General features: G+C 70.3%; 16 protein-coding genes. 8 read left to right on the plus strand and 8 right to left on the minus strand.

What is annotated here, in order from left to right:
* Positions 1 to 164: 164 nt before the first annotated feature.
* The 8 genes from ABZS64_RS30630 to ABZS64_RS30665 all read left to right on the plus strand — a co-directional run bounded on the left by ABZS64_RS30630 (position 165) and on the right by ABZS64_RS30665 (position 11,271).
* Entirely contained in the window at positions 165 to 893 is a 729-nt protein-coding gene (locus tag ABZS64_RS30630; protein ID WP_355836780.1) for a VIT1/CCC1 transporter family protein, read from the plus strand.
* A gap of 429 nt (positions 894 to 1,322) precedes the next feature.
* Positions 1,323 to 5,885: a glutamate synthase large subunit gene (gltB, locus tag ABZS64_RS30635; RefSeq protein ID WP_355836782.1), complete on the plus strand. Its 4,563-nt coding sequence runs from the start codon at positions 1,323 to 1,325 to the stop codon at positions 5,883 to 5,885.
* Positions 5,878 to 7,338: a glutamate synthase subunit beta gene (locus tag ABZS64_RS30640; protein ID WP_355836783.1), complete on the plus strand. Its 1,461-nt coding sequence runs from the start codon at positions 5,878 to 5,880 to the stop codon at positions 7,336 to 7,338. Before gltB ends, ABZS64_RS30640 begins: the two co-directional genes overlap by 8 nt.
* Positions 7,339 to 7,553: 215 nt before the next feature.
* Positions 7,554 to 7,763 carry a hypothetical protein gene (locus ABZS64_RS30645; protein WP_355836785.1) on the plus strand — a complete coding sequence of 70 codons (210 nt, stop codon included), beginning with the start codon at positions 7,554 to 7,556 and terminating at the stop codon, positions 7,761 to 7,763.
* The gene (locus tag ABZS64_RS30650; protein ID WP_355836787.1) at positions 7,760 to 8,878 is read left to right on the plus strand and encodes a hypothetical protein; all 1,119 of its coding nucleotides are present in this window, start codon (positions 7,760 to 7,762) and stop codon (positions 8,876 to 8,878) included. The genes ABZS64_RS30645 and ABZS64_RS30650 overlap by 4 nt, the downstream gene beginning before the upstream one ends.
* Positions 8,879 to 8,955: 77 nt before the next feature.
* Entirely contained in the window at positions 8,956 to 9,675 is a 720-nt protein-coding gene (locus ABZS64_RS30655; RefSeq protein ID WP_355836789.1) for a VWA domain-containing protein, read from the plus strand.
* Entirely contained in the window at positions 9,672 to 10,241 is a 570-nt protein-coding gene (locus ABZS64_RS30660; protein ID WP_355836791.1) for a HutD family protein, read from the plus strand. Before ABZS64_RS30655 ends, ABZS64_RS30660 begins: the two co-directional genes overlap by 4 nt.
* Before the next feature lie 292 nt (positions 10,242 to 10,533).
* A complete protein-coding gene (locus ABZS64_RS30665; protein ID WP_355836793.1) occupies positions 10,534 to 11,271 on the plus strand; it encodes a nucleotidyltransferase domain-containing protein in 738 nt (245 codons plus the stop codon).
* Here ABZS64_RS30665 and ABZS64_RS30670 read toward each other — a convergent pair.
* From ABZS64_RS30670 to ABZS64_RS30705, 8 genes are all read right to left on the minus strand, one after another.
* Complete coding sequence (locus tag ABZS64_RS30670) at positions 11,203 to 11,955, minus strand: nucleotidyltransferase domain-containing protein (protein WP_355836795.1); 753 nt, start codon at positions 11,953 to 11,955, stop codon at positions 11,203 to 11,205. The two genes, ABZS64_RS30665 and ABZS64_RS30670, sit on opposite strands and share 69 nt — an antisense overlap.
* Before the next feature lie 3 nt (positions 11,956 to 11,958).
* A complete protein-coding gene (locus ABZS64_RS30675; RefSeq protein WP_355836797.1) occupies positions 11,959 to 12,990 on the minus strand; it encodes an ADP-ribosylglycohydrolase family protein in 1,032 nt (343 codons plus the stop codon).
* Positions 12,987 to 13,706 (minus strand): NUDIX domain-containing protein, encoded by a 720-nt coding sequence (locus ABZS64_RS30680; RefSeq protein WP_355836799.1) that lies wholly within the window; start codon positions 13,704 to 13,706, stop codon positions 12,987 to 12,989. The genes ABZS64_RS30675 and ABZS64_RS30680 overlap by 4 nt, the downstream gene beginning before the upstream one ends.
* Before the next feature lie 13 nt (positions 13,707 to 13,719).
* The gene (locus ABZS64_RS30685) at positions 13,720 to 14,808 is read right to left on the minus strand and encodes an AAA family ATPase (protein WP_355836801.1); all 1,089 of its coding nucleotides are present in this window, start codon (positions 14,806 to 14,808) and stop codon (positions 13,720 to 13,722) included.
* Positions 14,805 to 15,458, minus strand: coding sequence for a nicotinamide riboside transporter PnuC (gene pnuC, locus ABZS64_RS30690; RefSeq protein WP_355836803.1), 654 nt, complete (start codon positions 15,456 to 15,458; stop codon positions 14,805 to 14,807). Before pnuC ends, ABZS64_RS30685 begins: the two co-directional genes overlap by 4 nt.
* 112 nt (positions 15,459 to 15,570) lie before the next feature.
* Positions 15,571 to 16,680 (minus strand): pseudouridine synthase, encoded by a 1,110-nt coding sequence (locus ABZS64_RS30695; RefSeq protein WP_355836805.1) that lies wholly within the window; start codon positions 16,678 to 16,680, stop codon positions 15,571 to 15,573.
* Positions 16,680 to 17,327 carry an SMC-Scp complex subunit ScpB gene (scpB, locus tag ABZS64_RS30700; protein ID WP_355836838.1) on the minus strand — a complete coding sequence of 216 codons (648 nt, stop codon included), beginning with the start codon at positions 17,325 to 17,327 and terminating at the stop codon, positions 16,680 to 16,682. Before scpB ends, ABZS64_RS30695 begins: the two co-directional genes overlap by 1 nt.
* Positions 17,279 to 18,346 (minus strand): segregation/condensation protein A, encoded by a 1,068-nt coding sequence (locus ABZS64_RS30705; protein WP_355836840.1) that lies wholly within the window; start codon positions 18,344 to 18,346, stop codon positions 17,279 to 17,281. Before ABZS64_RS30705 ends, scpB begins: the two co-directional genes overlap by 49 nt.
* Between the last annotated feature and the right edge of the window lie 405 nt (positions 18,347 to 18,751).

Here is an 18,751-nt window from a genome sequence, read left to right on the forward strand (position 1 = left end):
GCGCGACGAGTCTGAGAAACACCCCTGTCACCCGCTCGATGTCACCCGCTCGACTCCAGGTAAGTACGGCCTGCCTTGCTGGCGCGTCCCTTACGTCGTGCGTATTTTCGAGGGTGTTGGAGGGGGCACGGACCACCAAGTCCGCGCCGGAGAAGGGGAGAACTGTGTCCATCATCGAAACCGAAGCAACGCTGCACGTGGCGCACCGCGACAACCACACCCACCGTGATGTCAACGGCGGCTGGCTGCGCCCCGCGGTCTTCGGCGCGATGGACGGACTCGTGTCCAACCTCGCCCTCATGACCGGTGTGGCCGGCGGCGCCGTCTCCCAGCAGACCATCGTCATCACCGGTCTTGCCGGACTCGCCGCGGGCGCGTTCTCCATGGCCGCCGGCGAGTACACCTCCGTCGTCTCCCAGCGCGAGCTCGTCGAGGCCGAACTCGACGTCGAGCGACGGGAGTTGAGCAAGCACCCCGTCGACGAGATGGAGGAGCTCGCCGCGCTCTACGTCGCCCGTGGCGTCGAGCCCGCGCTCGCCCGCGAGGTGGCGATGCAGCTCTCCAGGGACCCTGAGCAGGCCCTGGAGATCCACGCCCGCGAGGAGCTCGGCATCGACCCGGACGACCTGCCGTCGCCGACCGTCGCCGCGGTCTCGTCCTTCGGTGCGTTCGCCCTGGGCGCGCTGCTGCCCGTACTGCCCTACCTCCTCGGCGCGACCGCCCTGTGGCCCGCGCTGCTGCTCGCGCTCGTCGGGCTCTTCGCCTGCGGCGCGCTCGTCGCCCGCGTCACCGCACGGAACTGGTGGTACAGCGGACTGCGCCAGCTGGTCCTGGGCGGAGCGGCGGCTGCCGTCACGTACGGACTCGGCGTGCTCTTCGGCGCGGCCCTCTGACGCCACTCTCTGTCCCGGCGCCCCGGTCCGTACCCGCACCGGCTCCCACCAGGGAGCCGGTGCTTCCGTGTGCGCCCAGGGGCCGCCGGGCCCAAAGTTGTGACGCACGTCCCCTCTACGAAATCCGCCGCAGATGAGACACTATGCAAGACGCTACATAAGTAGCCGTTACTCCGCGGTTTCGAGTCCTTAACCACCGGGCATGAGCCGTAGGCGCTGCGGGCAATGAAGCCTGCTCTGCGACGGGTCCACTGACACCGATCTGTCCGTGTGTGACCCACCTCCACCGCCTTGGCGCGGTGTCCGCATGCTGGAATGACCTATCCGCTTTCCGAGAAGCACTCCATCATGTAACCTGCACGAAATTTCGCGGAGGGCCAACGTCGTCCCTCGGCAGTTGCACATGCCACGACGACGACGGGAGTGCCGATGCGTTCCGACGCCTGGTCGCCCATGGACGGTCGCCCCGCCCCCCAGGGGATGTACGACCCCCGTAACGAACACGACGCATGCGGCGTCGGGTTCGTGGCCACCCTCACCGGTGTTGCCAGCCATGAGCTGGTCGAGCAGGCGCTGACCGTACTGCGCAATCTTGAGCACCGCGGCGCCACCGGCTCCGAGCCCGACTCCGGCGACGGCGCGGGCATCCTGCTCCAGGTTCCGGACGCCTTCCTCCGCGAGGTCGCAGCTTTCGAGCTCCCCGAGGCCGGTTCGTACGCCGTCGGCATCGCCTTCCTCCCCGCGCAGGACAGCGACGACGCTGTCTCGCAGATTGAGACGATCGCCGCCGAAGAGGGCCTGAACGTCCTCGGCTGGCGCGAGGTCCCCGTCACCCCGGACCTCCTCGGCAGCGGCGCCCGCGCCACCATGCCCGCCTTCCGCCAGCTCTTCGTGGCCGACGGCACCAGCACGGGCATCGAGCTCGACCGCAAGGCCTTCGTGCTGCGCAAGCGCGCCGAGCGCGAGGCCGGGGTCTACTTCCCCTCGCTCTCCGCCCGCACGATCGTCTACAAGGGCATGCTGACCACCGGCCAGCTGGAGCCCTTCTTCCCGGACCTCTCGGACCGGCGCTGCGCCACGGCCGTCGCGCTCGTCCACTCGCGGTTCTCGACGAACACCTTCCCGAGCTGGCCGCTGGCCCACCCGTACCGCTTCGTCGCGCACAACGGCGAGATCAACACGGTCAAGGGCAACCGCAACTGGATGCGCGCCCGCGAGTCGCAGCTCGTCTCCGACCTCTTCGGCAGCGAGAAGCTGGAGCGGATCTTCCCAGTCTGTACGCCGGACGCCTCCGACTCCGCCTCCTTCGACGAGGTGCTCGAACTCCTCCACCTCGGTGGCCGCTCGCTGCCGCACTCGGTGCTGATGATGGTCCCCGAGGCGTGGGAGAACCACGACTCCATGGACCCGGCCCGCCGCGCCTTCTACCAGTACCACTCCACGATGATGGAGCCCTGGGACGGCCCGGCCTGTGTCACCTTCACCGACGGCACCCAGGTCGGCGCGGTCCTCGACCGCAACGGACTGCGCCCCGGCCGCTACTGGGTCACCGACGACGGCCTCGTCGTCCTCTCCTCCGAGGTCGGCGTCCTCGACATCGACCCCGCCAAGGTCGTCCGCAAGGGCCGCCTCCAGCCCGGCAAGATGTTCCTCGTCGACACCGCCGAGCGCCGGATCATCGAGGACGACGAGATCAAGTCCTCCCTCGCCGCCGAGAAGCCCTACCGCGAGTGGCTGGAGACCGGTGAGATCGAGCTCGAGGACCTGCCCGAGCGCGAGCACATCGTCCACACCCACGCCTCGGTCACCCGCCGCCAGCAGACCTTCGGCTACACCGAGGAGGAGCTGCGCGTCATCCTCGCGCCCATGGCCAGGGCCGGCGGCGAGCCGCTCGGCTCCATGGGTACGGACTCCCCGATCGCGGCTCTGTCCGAGCGCCCACGGCTGCTCTTCGACTACTTCACCCAGCTGTTCGCGCAGGTCACCAACCCGCCGCTGGACGCCATCCGCGAGGAGCTCGTCACCTCGCTGTACTCCTCGCTCGGCCCGCAGGGCAATCTGCTCGAGCCGACCGCGGCCTCGTGCCGCAGCGTCACGCTGCCCTTCCCGGTGATCGACAACGACGAGCTGGCCAAGCTCATCCACATCAACGCCGACGGCGACATGCCCGGCATGACCGCCGCGACGCTCTCCGGCCTCTACCGGGTCAGCGGCGGCGGCGACGCCCTCGCGGCCCGTATCGAGGCGATCTGCGCCGAGGCCGACGCGGCCATCGAGGACGGCGCCCGGCTGATCGTCCTCTCCGACCGGCACTCGGACGCCGAGCACGCGCCGATTCCGTCGTTGCTGCTCACCTCCGCCGTGCACCACCACCTCATCCGCACCAAGCAGCGCACCCAGGTGGGCCTGCTGGTCGAGGCCGGTGACGTGCGCGAGGTGCACCATGTCGCGCTCCTCATCGGCTACGGCGCCGCCGCCGTCAACCCGTACCTAGCGATGGAGTCGGTCGAGGACCTGGTCCGCGCCGGCACCTTCATCGAGGGACTGGAGCCCGAGCAGGCCATCCGTAACCTGATCTACGCCCTGGGCAAGGGTGTTCTGAAGGTCATGTCCAAGATGGGCATCTCGACGGTCGCCTCCTACCGCGGCGCGCAGGTCTTCGAGGCCGTCGGCCTCGACGAGGCCTTCGTCGAGAAGTACTTCAACGGCACCGCCACGAAGATCGGCGGCGCCGGTCTCGAAGTCGTCGCCAAGGAGGTCGCGGCCAGGCACGCCAAGGCCTACCCGGCCTCCGGCATCGCCGCCTCGCACCGCGCGCTGGAGATCGGCGGCGAGTACCAGTGGCGCCGTGAGGGCGAGCCGCACCTGTTCGACCCGGAGACGGTCTTCCGCCTGCAGCACGCCACGCGCAGCAAGCGGTACGACATCTTCAAGAAGTACACGGACCGCGTGAACGAGCAGTCCGAGCGCCTCATGACGCTGCGCGGCCTCTTCGGCTTCAACGCGCAGGACCGGCAGCCGATCTCCATCGACGAGGTCGAGCCGGTCAGCGAGATCGTCAAGCGTTTCTCCACGGGCGCGATGTCGTACGGATCGATCTCCCGCGAGGCGCACGAGACCCTCGCCATCGCCATGAACCAGCTGGGCGGCAAGTCCAACACCGGTGAGGGCGGCGAGGACGCGGACCGGCTGTACGACCCGGAGCGCCGTTCCTCCATCAAGCAGGTCGCCTCCGGCCGCTTCGGTGTGACCTCCGAGTACCTGGTCAACGCGGACGACATCCAGATCAAGATGGCGCAGGGCGCCAAGCCCGGCGAGGGCGGCCAGCTGCCCGGCCACAAGGTCTACCCCTGGGTCGCCAAGACCCGGCACTCGACCCCGGGTGTCGGTCTGATCTCCCCGCCGCCGCACCACGACATCTACTCCATCGAGGATCTGGCTCAGCTGATCCACGACCTCAAGAACGCCAACCCGGTTGCGCGTATCCACGTGAAGCTGGTGTCGGAGGTCGGCGTCGGCACCGTCGCCGCGGGTGTCTCCAAGGCGCACGCGGACGTTGTCCTCATCTCCGGCCACGACGGCGGCACCGGCGCCTCGCCGCTCACCTCGCTGAAGCACGCGGGCGGCCCCTGGGAGCTCGGCCTCGCCGAGACCCAGCAGACCCTGCTGCTCAACGGCCTGCGCGACCGCATCGTCGTGCAGACCGACGGCCAGCTGAAGACCGGCCGCGATGTCGTCATCGCCGCGCTGCTGGGCGCCGAGGAGTTCGGTTTCGCGACCGCGCCGCTCGTCGTCTCCGGCTGCGTCATGATGCGCGTCTGCCACCTGGACACCTGCCCGGTCGGCATCGCCACCCAGAACCCGGTGCTGCGCGACCGCTTCTCGGGCAAGGCCGAGTACGTCGTCAACTTCTTCGAGTTCATCGCGCAGGAGGTCCGTGAGCTCCTCGCCGAGCTGGGCTTCCGTACGATCGAGGAGGCCGTCGGCCACGCCGAGCTGCTCGACACGGACCGGGCCGTGACCCACTGGAAGGCGCAGGGACTCGACCTCGAGCCCCTCTTCTACGTCCCCGAACTGCCGGACGGCGCCGTGCGCCACCAGCTGATCGAGCAGGACCACGGTCTGGCGAAGGCCCTCGACAACGAGCTGATCGAGCTCGCCGCCGAGGCGCTGAACGCGACCACGGCCGAGGACGCCCAGCCCGTCCGCGCGCAGATCGCGATCCGCAACATCAACCGGACCGTCGGCACGATGCTCGGTTACGAGGTGACGCGGAAGTTCGGCGGCGCGGGCCTGCCCGACGACACCATCGACATCACCTTCACCGGCTCGGCCGGCCAGTCCTTCGGAGCGTTCCTCCCGCGCGGTGTGACGCTGCGGCTGGAGGGCGACGCCAACGACTACGTCGGCAAGGGCCTCTCCGGCGGCCGCATCGTCGTCCGCCCGGACCGGGGCGCCGACCACCTCGCCGAGTACTCCACCATCGCGGGCAACACCATCGCCTACGGCGCGACCGGCGGCGAGCTGTTCCTGCGCGGCCGCACGGGCGAGCGGTTCTGCGTCCGCAACTCCGGCGCCACGGTCGTCTCGGAGGGCGTGGGCGACCACGGCTGCGAGTACATGACCGGCGGTCACGCGGTGGTCCTCGGCGAGACGGGACGTAACTTCGCGGCCGGCATGTCCGGCGGTGTCGCGTACGTCATCGACCTCGACCGGGACAACGTCAACTCCGGGAACCTGGGGGCGATCGAGCCGCTCAGCGACTCCGACAAGCAGTGGCTGCACGATGTCGTGCGCCGCCACGAGGAGGAGACGGGCTCGACCGTAGCGTCGAAGCTGCTCGCCGAGTGGTCAGTCGCCGTGGACCGCTTCAGCAAGATCATCCCGACCACGTACAAGGCAGTGCTCGCCGCCAAGGACGCCGCTGAGCTCGCCGGTCTCTCCGAGCAGGAGACCACCGAGAAGATGATGGAGGCGGCGACCAATGGCTGACCCCAAGGGCTTCCTGACCACCGGCCGAGAGGTCGCCAAGACCCGTCCGGTGGGCGAGCGTCTGAAGGACTGGAACGAGGTCTACGTTCCCGGCTCGCTGCTGCCGATCATCAGCAAGCAGGCCGGGCGCTGCATGGACTGCGGCATTCCGTTCTGCCACAACGGCTGTCCGCTCGGGAACCTGATCCCCGAGTGGAACGACTACGCCTACCGCGAGGACTGGCAGGCGGCCTCGGAGCGGCTGCACGCCACGAACAACTTCCCGGAGTTCACCGGCCGTCTGTGCCCTGCTCCGTGCGAGTCGGCCTGCGTCCTCGGCATCAACCAGCCCGCCGTCACCATCAAGAACGTCGAAGTCTCGATCATCGACAAGGCGTGGGACACGGGTGACGTCAGGCCGCAGGCGCCGGACCGTCTGTCCGGCAAGACCGTCGCCGTCATCGGCTCGGGCCCCGCGGGTCTGGCCGCGGCCCAGCAGCTGACGCGGGCGGGCCACACGGTCGCCGTGTACGAGCGCGCCGACCGCATCGGCGGACTGCTGCGGTACGGCATCCCCGAGTTCAAGATGGAGAAGGTGCACATCAACCGCCGCATCGAGCAGATGCGCGCGGAGGGCACCAAGTTCCGCACCGAGGTCGAGATCGGCCGCGACATCGACGCGGCGAAGCTGCGCCGGCGCTACGACGCGGTGGTCATCGCGGCCGGTGCGACCGTCTCGCGCGATCTGCCCGTTCCGGGCCGTGAGCTGAACGGCATCCACTTCGCGATGGAGTACCTGCCGCTCGCCAACAAGGTGCAGGAGGGCGACTTCGTGGCCCCGCCGCTCACCGCCGAGGGCAAGCACGTCGTGGTCATCGGCGGCGGCGACACGGGCGCGGACTGCGTGGGCACGGCCCACCGCCAGGGCGCGGCCTCGGTCACCCAGCTGGAGATCATGCCGCGGCCGGGCGACGACCGTCCGGCGGGTCAGCCGTGGCCGACCTTCCCGATGCTCTACAAGGTCACCTCGGCGCACGAGGAGGGCGGCGAGCGGGTCTACTCCGTCTCGACGACGCACTTCGAGGGCGACGAGGACGGCAATGTGCAGTTCCTGCACCTGGTCGAGGTGGAGTTCGTCGACGGCAAGCTGACCCAGAAGCCGGGCACGGAGCGCAAGATCCCCGCGCAGCTGGTCACCCTGGCGATGGGCTTCACGGGCACGGACCAGTCCAACGGGCTCGTCTCGCAGTTCGGCCTGGACCTCGACGAGCGGGGCAACGTGGCGCGCGACGCCGAGTTCCAGACCAACGTGCCCGGCGTCTTCGTCGCCGGTGACGCGGGCCGCGGTCAGTCGCTGATCGTGTGGGCGATCGCCGAGGGCCGCTCGGCGGCGCGCGGTGTCGACCGCTACCTGACGGGGGCGAGCGAGCTTCCGGCTCCGATCCGCCCCACGGACCGTGCACTGACGGTCTGAGCACCGCTCAACCCCTCATACGGTCCCGTACAACGGCGTACGGAACTCAACGCGGCGCCTGCCCAACTGTCCCCGACCGGACGACCGGGCAGGCGCCGCGGCGCGCGCGGTCCGTGGTGTCAAGGCGGGCGCAAGTCCTCGCACACGCACGGCTATTGACTAAAAGTCAGTTTCGTTTCAGGCTTCAGACCTGCCGTCGCATCGTGGGAGGACCCGTGAGCACCGAAGCGCTGACGAAGGAACTGGGCACCACACCCCCGGACAGTTTCGGCGCGCTGGCGCCCGAGCACCTCGGGACACTCGCGGACGCGCTGTGCCGGGAGCGCGAGTCCCGGGCCGCCGGACTCGAGGACGCCGCCGAGGCAGCCCTCAAGCTCGTCCCCGCCCTGGCCCGCGGGCCCGTCCGCCGCATCCTTTTCAAGTGAGCGGGGGACCCGTCATGGACAAGCTCCGCAACCGCGCCGAGACCCGGAAGATCGCCGCCCTGCTCGGCGAGCAGCCCGAACGCCTCGCGTTCCTGCACGCCCTGCCCGCCGAGGACGTACGGCGCTTCCGCGAGCAGACCGTCGCCGCCCTGTACGACCGGCAGCCCGAGATGCTCGACCGGATCGCCTCGGCCACCAAGCTCGTACCAGCCGTGGTCGCCGCCGCCATCTCGCAGAAGGCCCTCGGGCCGCGCCTCGCCTCAGCCGTCGCCGGACGGCTTGACGGCGCCCGCGCCGCCGACATCATCGAGAAGCTGCCGGTCTCCTTCACCGCCGAGTCCTGCGCCCACCTCGACCCGCGCCGGATCCCCGGGATCGTCGACCGCCTCGACGAGAACCTGCTCGTACGCATCGCCGTCGCCCTCGCCGAACGAGGCGACCACCTCACCATGGGCCGCTTCGTCGGCCATCTGCGTGACTCCGCGCTGGAGCGGATCCTCCCGCAGGTCGCCGACGACGCCGTCCTGCGCTCCGGCTTCGCCATCGACATGCCCGAACGGCTCGGCCACATCATCGACTTGATGGGCGAGGACCGCCTCGCCCGGGTCGTGGCCTCGGCTGCCGGTGGTCTGTGGCCCGAGGCGCTCGCCATCGCCGGGCTGGTCACCGGCGAACAGCGCGCCCGTATCGCGCTCCTCGCCGCCCGCCTGCCGCAGGAGCAGCTCGACTCGCTCGTGCGGACGGTGGCCGAGCAGGACCTGTGGGAGTCCCTGCTCCCGCTGGTGGCACTGCTCGGCGACGAGGACCGCCGCACCGTCGCCGTACTGCCCTCGCTGCGGGACGCGGAGGTACTCGGCGGGATCGTACGAGCCGTGGTGGCCACCGGCCTGTGGGCGGAGTTCCTGCCGCTGGTCGAGCTGCTGCCCGCCGAGTCCCGCAAGACGGTCGCGGACGCCGCCGGCGGCCTCGCGTACGACGAGCTGGACGCGCTGGCCCGTGAGGTCGACAAGCGGGATCTGTGGGAACTGGTGCTGCCGCTGGTCGAGTTGATGGACGACGCGGGCAAGCAGCGGATCTTCGAACTCCCCGCGTTCCAGGTCCGGGCGGCCGACTGAAGCCGCTTCCCGGTTCCGCGGTGACGTAATCTCGACTCTCCCGTCTCACACGTCACCGTGAACGAACGGAGCCCCGCATGGCGGCCATCAGCCTCCGCAAGGTCGAGGAGCGGGCGCCCTCGCTCGTCAGCCTCTACAAGAGCGCGGGCGTCTGCCTGGAGAAGCACCGGCTGAGCGGGGAGCGTGCCGCCGTCTATCTCGTGCTCGACTACTCCGGCTCCATGAAGGACTACTACAAGGACGGCAGCGTCCAGGCCCTCGCCGACCGGGTGCTCGGCCTGTCCGCCCATCTCGACGACGACGGCCGGGTGCCGGTCGTCTTCTTCTCCACAGACGTCGACGCGGTCACGGACATCGCACTCGACAACCACTGCGGCCGGGTCGACGAGATCGTGGCGGGCCTCGGCCATATGGGCAAGACCAGCTATCACCTGGCCATGGATGCGGTGATAGACCACTACATCGACAGCGGCTCGACCGCCCCCGCGCTCGTCGTCTTCCAGACGGACGGCGGCCCGATCAGCAAGCACGCGGCGGAGCGCTATCTGTGCAAGGCGGCGAAGCTGCCGCTGTTCTGGCAGTTCATCGGCTTCGGCAACAAGCGCAGCTCGCAGTTCGACTTTCTGCACAAGCTCGACGAACTCGCCGTCCCCGCCAGGCGCCTCGTCGACAACGCCGGCTTCTTCCACGCCGGACTCGACCCGCGCCAGGTCCCGGACTCCGAGCTGTACGACCGGCTGGTCGCCGAATTCCCGCTGTGGCTGGCGGCGGCGCGAGCGCAGGGCATCGTGCGATGACGGTAGGAGTGCGGGTGCTACGGGCCGCCGACCGCAAGGCCGTGCCGTGGAAGAACGGCGGCGGTGTCACCCGCGAGATCGTGCTGGCGCCCGAGGGCGCTGGGACGGACGACTTCGACTGGCGGATCAGCCTCGCGGACGTCGGCGCGGACGGACCCTTCTCCTCCTTCCCCGGCGTGGACCGGATCCTGACGGTCGTCGAGGGCGCCGGGATGGACCTCACGGTCGGCGGGCAGCACACAGTGGCCGACGAGCGGTACCGGCCCTACACCTTCCCCGGCGACGTGGAGACCGACGGCCGCCTGCTCGACGGGCGGCCCGTCGTCAACTTCAACGTCATGCACCGCAGGGGCCGTACGGCGTGCCTGACCTCGGTGGTGCGCGGAGGACTGCTGGTCGTGGTCCCGTCCCGCTCGACGGTCGTGATCGTCGCGCTGGACGGCGAGACGGTCCTCAAGGAGGCCCGCGTGACGCTCGGGCAGTACGACGCGGCGGTGCTGCACGACTCGCCGGGATCGCTGCACACGGAGGGGCACGCGGCTGTCGTCACACTGCGGAGTGGGTGAGCGGGCCGCCTAGGTCCTGTCCGGTCGATCAGGCCGGATCAGTGAGCGGGGCCTGGCGATGGGGGCACCTCCCGTGCCCGAAGGGCTACGGGGGAGCATCGCAGGCCGGAGGATGGGGGTCCCCCCGCCGAAGGCAGGGGGAGAGCCGACGCGGAGCGTCGGCGACTGACGCAACGCAGCGTGGGGGCACCTCCCGTGCCCGAAGGGCTACGGGGGAGTGCGTGCCAGGGCACACGAGCCCAGCAAGACCGGCCGGACAGGACCTAGAGGGTGCTCACGTACGCTCTCGCGCATGACCCCGGAAGTCCTGGTGCGCGACCACACGATCTACTCCTGCGTCATGGGGTCCCGCGCCTTCGGGCTCGCGACGGACGGCAGTGACACCGACCGCCGTGGCGTCTTCCTCGCCCCCACACCGCTCTACTGGCGCTTCGACAAGCCGCCGACCCATGTGGAGGGCCCGGCCGAGGAGCAGTTCGGCTGGGAGCTGGAGCGGTTCTGCGAGCTGGCCCTGCGCGCCAACCCCAATGTCCTGGAGTGCCTGCACTCCCCCTTCGTCGAGCACATCGACGACACCGGTCGCGAACTGCTCGCCCTGCGCGGCGCGTTCCTGTCGCGCCAGGCCTACCAGACCTTCGTGCGCTATGCGATCGGCCAGCGCAAGAAGCTGGAGGCGGATGTCCGCCGGCACGGCGCGCCGCGCTGGAAGCACGCGATGCATCTGCTGCGGCTCCTTGGGAGCTGCCGCGACCTGCTGCGTACGGGACAGCTCGTCATCGATGTCGGCGACGATCGCGACCGCCTGCTCGCGGTCAAGCGCGGTGAAGTGCCGTGGCGGCAGGTCGAGTCCTGGATGACCGGCCTCGCGTCCGAGGCCGATGCGGCGGCCCCGGGCTCCCCTCTCCCACCGGAGCCGGACCGGGCGCGGGTGGAGGACTTCCTGGTACGTACGCGACGGGCGTCAGCGCTCCAGTCGTACGCGGACCACGAAGTCGCTCAGGGCGTCGTGGACGGTGGGCTCCCCGGGTAAGAGCGAGCCCAGCTGTGCCTCGTCGAGGACTTCGTGAAGCGCGTCCACGTCGGTGCGGGCCCGCTCATGGTCGACGCCGGACGCGGGACCGTGTTCTGCGTCTGCTTTGGCCGCGATGAGCTCGGCCACGTACGCCGGGGTGTTCACCTCCCCCAGGAGTGTGGGGAGATGCGCCTGCACCTCGCCGGCGCGCATCAGATGGATTCCGGTGAGCAGGGCCCGGAAGGTGTACAGGAGCGGCTTGAGTTCGCCCGTCTTCTCGAAGAGCCGCCACTGGGTGCCCGCGAACCCCCGGTAGTGGTGGGCGTGGTGGCTGGTGAGCACGCCCGGGGCGAGCGCCACGAGCTCGGCGTGCGCGTCCGAGGTGTGCACCACCAGCGGCGACAGCAACTGCTCCAGCACATAGCCGTTGCGCCGCAGCATCAGACGTACGAACTTCCGCAGGTCGTGCGTGACGAGATCCATCTCGACACCGTCCCGGTCCCACATCCGGGACCGGGTCTCCTCGGGCTCGTGCAGCCCGACCAGCTCCGCCGTCGGCAGCAGATGGACCCCTCGCAGGTCCACATCCGAGTCCCTGGACGGGAATCCGTACAGATGGGCCCCGGAGACGTTGGCGAACAGCAGCGGGTCGGGCTGTTCGCCGACAACCGGGAGGAGGTCCACGTCGAGGGGAAGCGTCATGGATCAAGCATCCCAGAGCGCCCCCAGCGACATCAGATCGCTGCGGTACTCGATCCGCTCCGACCACTCCTTGGGCCACGCCCCCGCCCCCAGATGCGCCCCCGCGAACGCCCCCGCCAGGCACGCGATCGAGTCCGAGTCGCCCCTCGTGCACGCCGCCCGGCGCAGTGCCATGACCGGCTGTTCCGGGAACATCAGGAAGCAGAGCAGCGCCGTCGCCAGTGCCTCCTCCGCGATCCAGCCGTCGCCCGTGGCGAGGCACGGGTCCGTCTCCGGGTTTGCCGTGGACGCCGCCGTCGCGAGCCGTTCCAGGATCTGCAGGCACTCGTCCCAGCCGCGGGCGATGAACGCCTCGGGCGTGGGGTCGTGGGAGTAGGTCCACAGATTGCCGAGCCAGTGGTGGTAGTAGTGACTGCGCATTTCGTACGCGTACGAGCGCAGCTGACCCACCAGCCCCGTCGGCTCCGCGCCCTGCGCCAGCAGGAACACCGCACGGGCCGTCAGATCACTGGCCGCCAGCGCCGTGGGGTGGCCGTGGGTGAGCGCGGACTGCAACTGTGCCGCGCCCGCCCGCTGTTCCTCGCTCAGCCCCGGCACGAGTCCCACCGGCGCGACCCGCATATTGGCTCCGCAGCCCTTGGAGCCGATCTGGCTGGCCTCCTGCCACGGCCGTTCGCCGTCGAGCTGCCGGCAGGCGACCATGCAGGTGCGGCCGGGGGCCCGGTTGTTCTCCGGGGAGTGGTACCAGTCGACGAACTCCTCACGCACCGGCCGGATCAGCCGGGGCGCAACGAGCAGCCCGCGGTCCATCGCGCTGCGTATGCCGCGCCCCAGGGCGAGCGTCATCTGGGTGTCGTCCGAGACGATCGCGGGCCTGGGGAGCTCCATCTCGCGCCACGGCCCGCACTTGGCGAGGATCTGCGGCACATCGTTGAACTCGGTGGGGAAGCCCAGCGCGTCCCCGAGCGCCAGCCCGATCAGCGAGCCGGTGGCCGCTTGCTTGGTGACGGTCCTTGTGGTCCTGATGGCGGTCATGCCTGCCGTCCTTCCGGTCGCAGGAGTGGTGGGTGCAGTGCCGACGCGGCACCCGCCCGGTACAGCGCGGCCGGTTTCCCGCGGCCGCCGGTGCGGCGCGGCGGGCCCTCGACCTGCTCGACGAAGCCGGGCGTGGTGAGGACTTTCCGCCGGAAGTTGGGGCGGTCGAGTTCGACGCCCCAGACCGTCTCGTACACCTGCTGCAACTCGCCGAGCGTGAACTCGCGCGGGCAGAAGCTGGTGGCGAGGCAGGTGTATTCGAGCTTGGCGCCGATGCGTTCGTGCGCGTCGGCGAGGATGCGGTCGTGGTCGAAGGCGAGACGGTCGGCGGCAGGCAGGGCCACCCACTGGGCGTGTGCCGCGTCCCCGCCGCCGCGCGGCTCGGGCAGATCCGGTACGAGCGCCGTGTACGCGACGGACACGACCCGCATCCGGGGATCCCGGTCGGGGTCGCTGTAGGTCCGCAGCTGTTCCAGATGGAGATCCGCGACGGTCTCGTGCGACAGGCCGGTCTCCTCGGCGAGTTCGCGGCGGGCGGCCTGCCCGGCCGACTCCTTCGGGCGTACGAAGCCGCCGGGAAGCGCCCAGGCGCCTTTGTACGGGTCTTCTCCGCGCTGGACGAGCAGCACGTGCAGCCGTCCCTCGCGGACCGTGAAGACGGCGAGGTCGACGGTGACCGCGAAGGGCGGGAACGCGCCCGGGTCGTAGCCCTCCATCAGCAGCTCCTCGTCATCGCTTCTCCGGCATCGGGTCGGCGAGGTCCCAGCCCTCGTCGATGAGCGCGTCCACGGCGGCGACAGCCGTGGCGAGGCGTTCCTCGTGCGGTCCGGTCAGCTCGATGAACCGGCGCCCGGTGCGGGTGAGTTCGTCCCTGAAGCGCCCGGTCATCCAGGGCCGCAGCTCCTCGCCGTCGCGCAGCCCGTCGTCCTCGAAGTCCACGCCCTCGTGGTCGGTGAGCAGCCACAGGTGGTGGGTGACCCGGCCGGCGATCTCCTCTACGAGGGGATTGCGCCCGCCGAGGTACCGCTCGTGCCAGATGGCGGTCGCGAAGGAGTCGGTGTCGCAGAAGAGCACGGGCGAGCCGTTGCGGGCGAGCCGGTTCTCCCGGCGGTTCTGCCGCTTGGCGATCACCGGGAACTCCTCGGAGGTGAACTCCACGTCCTCCCACTGGCTTTCCGGCCACCGCTCGCGCAGTGCGGCCAGCTTCTCCTCGCTGTAGTCCCGGCCGCACTCGGGCACCCAGCGGGTGCTCGACCAGACTCCGCCGCGCCGCTGGTAGTGCTCGGAGAGCGCGCGGGCCATGGTGGTGGTGCCGGTGGACTCGGCCCCGAGCACGACGACCCGGCGGGTGAGCCAGGCCCGCACCGGCCGCTCCAGGTAGTCCCAGCAGCCGACCGGGTCCTTGCGGACGGCGGTCCCCGAGACCGGGAACAGCGAGCGGTCCGGATCCACGGAGACATGCTCCGCGCCGAAGCGCCGGGCGAGTTCGTCCCCGTACGGCTCCGAAGTGAAGACGGCGTCGACCGCGTCGCCCCAGTCCGGAACTGCCTGGCGGAAGATCGCCATGTGCGCGTCCCAGACGTCCGGGTCGGTGAGGTCCACCGGGATGTCGTCCACGGCCCCCACGACCCAGACGTTCTGGTGGACCTCCTCCATCCAGCGGACGCGTTCCCGCAGCGGGATTGACTCCACCGAAGCCGCGCACACCAGGACGGTCAGGCGCTCGCAGCGGTCCTTGGCGGTCCGTACGAGATGGTGGTGCCCCGCGTGCGGCGGATAGAACTTGCCGAGCACCAGCCCGTGCCGGTAGGTGCTCATGCCGTCGCCTCCGCCAACTCCCGCTGCCCGGCGGCCAGATCACGCGACCAGTTGCGCAGCCCGATGACGCAGAGGGTCATGAAGCCGACGTACAGCAGCGAGGTGAGATAGAGCTCCTTGTACGCGTACAGCGGGATGTAGACCACATCGGCGGCGATCCACAGCCACCAGGACTCCAGGCGCTTGCGGCACTGCCCGTACGTCGCCATCAGCGAAAGGGCGGTGGTCAGAGCGTCCCAGAAGGGGACGGCCGAGTCCGTCGCCCGGTCGAGAAGCAGCGTCAGACCGAGAGTCCCCACCACCCCCGCCGCGAGCAGCCAGGTCCACTCGGTGCGGCCGGTGCGCCGTACCGGGAGGCCGTCGGGACCTGGTCCACCCCCGTGGGTCCAGGTCCACCAGCCGTACGCGGCGAGGGCGATGAAGACGATTTGCAGGCCCGCGTCGGCGTACAGGCCGGCCTGGGTGAAGAGCAGGATGAAGAAGAGGTTGTTCGCAATGCCTATCGGCCAGTTGGCGATGTGCTGGCGGGCGACGAGCCACACGCAGAGCGCCCCGCTGCCGAAGCCGAGGACTTCGGTCCAGCTCACCGGTGTGTCGAGCACGGTGAACAGCGGCTGCTGCAGGGGTTCGAGGATGTCCGCGAGACTCACGCCCGGCTCCTTAATAGTCACGTTGACTATAAAGGCCAACTGGCCCGTCCCACAAGATGCGAGAAGCCCGCGGCCTGAGATGACCGCGGGCTTCGTGCGAGAACTGGTGTGCCTACAGGCCGACTTCCTTCATCAGCATGCCGACCTCGGTGTTGGTCAGGCGGCGCAGCCAGCCGGACTTCTGGTCACCCAGGCCGATCGGGCCGAAGGACGTCCGTACGAGCCGGTCGACCGGGAAACCGGCCTCGGAGAGCATGCGGCGCACGATGTGCTTGCGGCCCTCGTGGAGCGTGACCTCGACGAGGTAGTTCTTGCCGGTGTTCTCGACGACACGGAAGTGGTCCGCGCGGGCGTAGCCGTCCTCCAGCTGGATGCCGTCCTTGAGCCGCTTGCCCAACTCGCGCGGGAGCGGGCCCTGGATGGCGGCGAGGTAGGTCTTCTTCACGCCGTACTTGGGGTGGGTCAGCCGGTGGGCCAGCTCGCCGTGGTTGGTCAGCAGGATGATGCCTTCGGTCTCGGTGTCGAGCCGGCCGACGTGGAACAGGCGCGTCTCACGGTTGGTGACGTAGTCACCGAGGCACTGGCGTCCGTCCGGGTCCTCCATCGTCGACACGACACCGGCAGGCTTGTTCAACGCGAAGAAGAGGTGCGACTGGGTGGCGACCGTCAGGCCGTCGACCTTGATCTCGTCCTTCTCCGGGTGGACGCGCATGCCCTGCTCGACGACGATCTTGCCGTTCACCTCGACGCGGGCCTGCTCGATGAGCTCCTCGCAGGCGCGGCGCGAGCCCATGCCGGCGCGGGCGAGCACCTTCTGCAGCCGCTCGCCCTCCTGCTCGGCGCCCGGGAAGGTCTTGGGCGTCTTGACCTCCGGCTTGTTGGCGTACCTGTCCCGGTTGCGCTGCTCGATCTTGGCGTCCAGCTCACGGGGGCGGGACGGGGCGCTGCCGCGCCGGGTGCCCTGGGGCTTCTGCGCGGGCTTCGGGCCGCCCTTGGCACCGCCGCGCGCGGCCGCACCACGGCCCTTGCGGGGGCCGCCGTCCTCGGCGGAACCGCCCACGTCGTAGCGGCGCTCCTCGGGCCGGGGACGGCGGGGGCGCTCCCCCTGCTTGTCGTCGCGCCCCTTGGCGCCCGCGCCCCGGGAGTCCCGGCTCCCGCGGGAGTCCCGGCTCCCGCCGGAGTCCCGGTTGCCGCTTCCGCTGTTCCTGCCGCTGCTTCGCATCAAAATTCCGTCTTGTCGTCTGCGTCGGTGTCCGGTGCGTCCGGATCGAACGACGGCACACCCTCTTGAGTCTCGGCCTCGATCGCTTCCGCCTCGGGGAGGAAGGGCGCGAGCTCCGGGAGCTCGTCCAGGCCTCGCAGGCCCATCCGCTCCAGAAAGTAGTTCGTCGTCCTGTACAGGATCGCACCTGTTTCGGGTTCCGCGCCCGCCTCCTCGACCAGACCGCGCTGAAGGAGGGTGCGCATGACGCCGTCGCAGTTCACTCCGCGTACGGCCGAGACGCGCGAACGGCTGACCGGCTGGCGGTACGCGACGACCGCGAGGGTCTCGAGGGCCGCCTGGGTGAGCCGGGCCTGCTGGCCGTCGAGCACGAAGCGCTCGACGGCGTCGGCGTGCTCGGCCCGGGAGTAGAACCGCCAGCCGCCCGCGACGAGCCGCAGCTCGAATCCGCGGCCCTGGACGGTGTACTCGTCCGCCAGCTCGCGCAGGGCGTCGGCGACGGCCCGGCGCGGCTGCTCCAGCACCTTGGCGAGATGCTCCTCGGTGGCCGGCTCGTCGACGACCATGAGGACCGCTTCGAGCGCGGGCTTGAGATCACTCACGCGTTCTCGTCCTCCTCCTGGTTCTCGCGAACCTCTTGATCGAATTCGTCCGTGACAGTGGGCCGGTCGTCGCCCTCGCCACCGGTCCAGCGCACCATGAGCTCCCCGAGGGCGTCCTCCTGCTCCAGGACGACGGCCTTCTCGCGGTAGAGCTCGAGCAGCGCGAGGAAGCGGGCGACGACGGTGAGGGTGTCGGGGGCGTCCGCGGCGAGCTCCCGGAAGCTCACCTCCCCCGCCTCCCGCAGCCGCGCGACGACCACATCGGCCTGCTCGCGCACGGACACGAGGGGGGCGTGGATGTGGTCCACGTACACCTGCGGCTTGGGCCGGGGCTGCATGGCCTTCACCGCGAGCTTGGCGAAGCCCTCGGCGCCGATGCTGATGACGACCTCGGGCAGCAGCTCGGCGTGATGAGGCTCCAGCCCGACGGTACGCGGATACCGCCTGCTCTCGTCCTCAAGACGCCCGCTGAAGATCTCGGCGATCTGCTTGTACGCGCGGTACTGCAGCAGCCGGGCGAAGAGCAGGTCACGCGCTTCGAGCAGCGCGAGATCGGCCTCGTCCTCCACCTCGGCGGAGGGGAGCAGCCGGGCGGCTTTGAGGTCGAGGAGGGTGGCGGCGACGACGAGGAACTCGGTGGTCTGATCGAGATCCCAGTCGTTGCCCATGGCCCGGATGTGCGCCATGAACTCGTCGGTGACCTTGGAGAGGGCGACCTCGGTGACGTCCAGCTTGTGCTTGGAGATGAGCTGCAGGAGCAGATCAAAGGGCCCTTCGAAGTTGGCGAGCCGTACTTTGAACCGCCCGTCATCGGCAACCGGGGCCACGGATTCCGCCCCAGCGGCACCAGCACCGGACCGCGCGCCCGCGTCCCGCTCGGCGGGCGCACCGCCGTCGTCACCGGCACCGGGCCTTGGGCCCGCGTTCCGCTCGGCGGACGCACCGACGTCGTCACCGGCACCGGGTCTCGGGGCCGCGTCCCGCTCGGCGGTACCGCCGCCGTCGCCGCGAAGCGGGCGACTGCGCTCAGCGGCCTCACCGCTGCCCCCGGCCTCGTCGACGATGGCACTGGCGAAGCCAGGAGGCTCCTCCCCAACCGGGCGCGTCTCGCTGTCGCGAAGCAGGCCACTGGGCTCAACCGCCTCACCGCTGCCCCCGGCCGCACCGACGTCGGCACCGGCAGCGGGGCTCGCGCCCGCGTCCCGCTCGGCGGTACCGCCGCCGTCGCCGCGAAGCGGGCGACTGGGCTCAGCGGCCTCACCGCTGCCTCCGGCCTCACCAACGGGCTCCGGCTCGCCAGGCCGCCGGGCATCCACGGCCTCGCCCGCGTCGGAGCCGGGAGGCTCCTCCCCAGCCGGGCGCGTCTCGTCGGCGCGCAGCGGGCGGCTGGGGGCCGGGGCGGTCTACCGCGACCGGCCCTGCACCGGCGCAGGCCCCGACACCTGCTCGGGCGTCTCACAGCAGCCCTG

Source organism: Streptomyces sp. NPDC005408 (assembly GCF_040606445.1).
Taxonomy (GTDB): domain Bacteria; phylum Actinomycetota; class Actinomycetes; order Streptomycetales; family Streptomycetaceae; genus Streptomyces.

Coding starts and splice junctions, on each gene's coding strand:
- gltB (WP_355836782.1), top strand. CDS start 1,323: ATGCGTTCCGACGCCTGGTCGCCCATGGACGGTCGCCCCGCCCCCCAG.
- ABZS64_RS30640 (WP_355836783.1), top strand. CDS start 5,878: ATGGCTGACCCCAAGGGCTTCCTGACCACCGGCCGAGAGGTCGCCAAG.
- ABZS64_RS30655 (WP_355836789.1), top strand. CDS start 8,956: ATGGCGGCCATCAGCCTCCGCAAGGTCGAGGAGCGGGCGCCCTCGCTC.
- ABZS64_RS30660 (WP_355836791.1), top strand. CDS start 9,672: ATGACGGTAGGAGTGCGGGTGCTACGGGCCGCCGACCGCAAGGCCGTG.
- ABZS64_RS30665 (WP_355836793.1), top strand. CDS start 10,534: ATGACCCCGGAAGTCCTGGTGCGCGACCACACGATCTACTCCTGCGTC.
- ABZS64_RS30670 (WP_355836795.1), bottom strand. CDS start 11,955: ATGACGCTTCCCCTCGACGTGGACCTCCTCCCGGTTGTCGGCGAACAG.
- ABZS64_RS30675 (WP_355836797.1), bottom strand. CDS start 12,990: ATGACCGCCATCAGGACCACAAGGACCGTCACCAAGCAAGCGGCCACC.
- ABZS64_RS30680 (WP_355836799.1), bottom strand. CDS start 13,706: ATGGAGGGCTACGACCCGGGCGCGTTCCCGCCCTTCGCGGTCACCGTC.
- ABZS64_RS30685 (WP_355836801.1), bottom strand. CDS start 14,808: ATGAGCACCTACCGGCACGGGCTGGTGCTCGGCAAGTTCTATCCGCCG.
- ABZS64_RS30695 (WP_355836805.1), bottom strand. CDS start 16,680: ATGCGAAGCAGCGGCAGGAACAGCGGAAGCGGCAACCGGGACTCCGGC.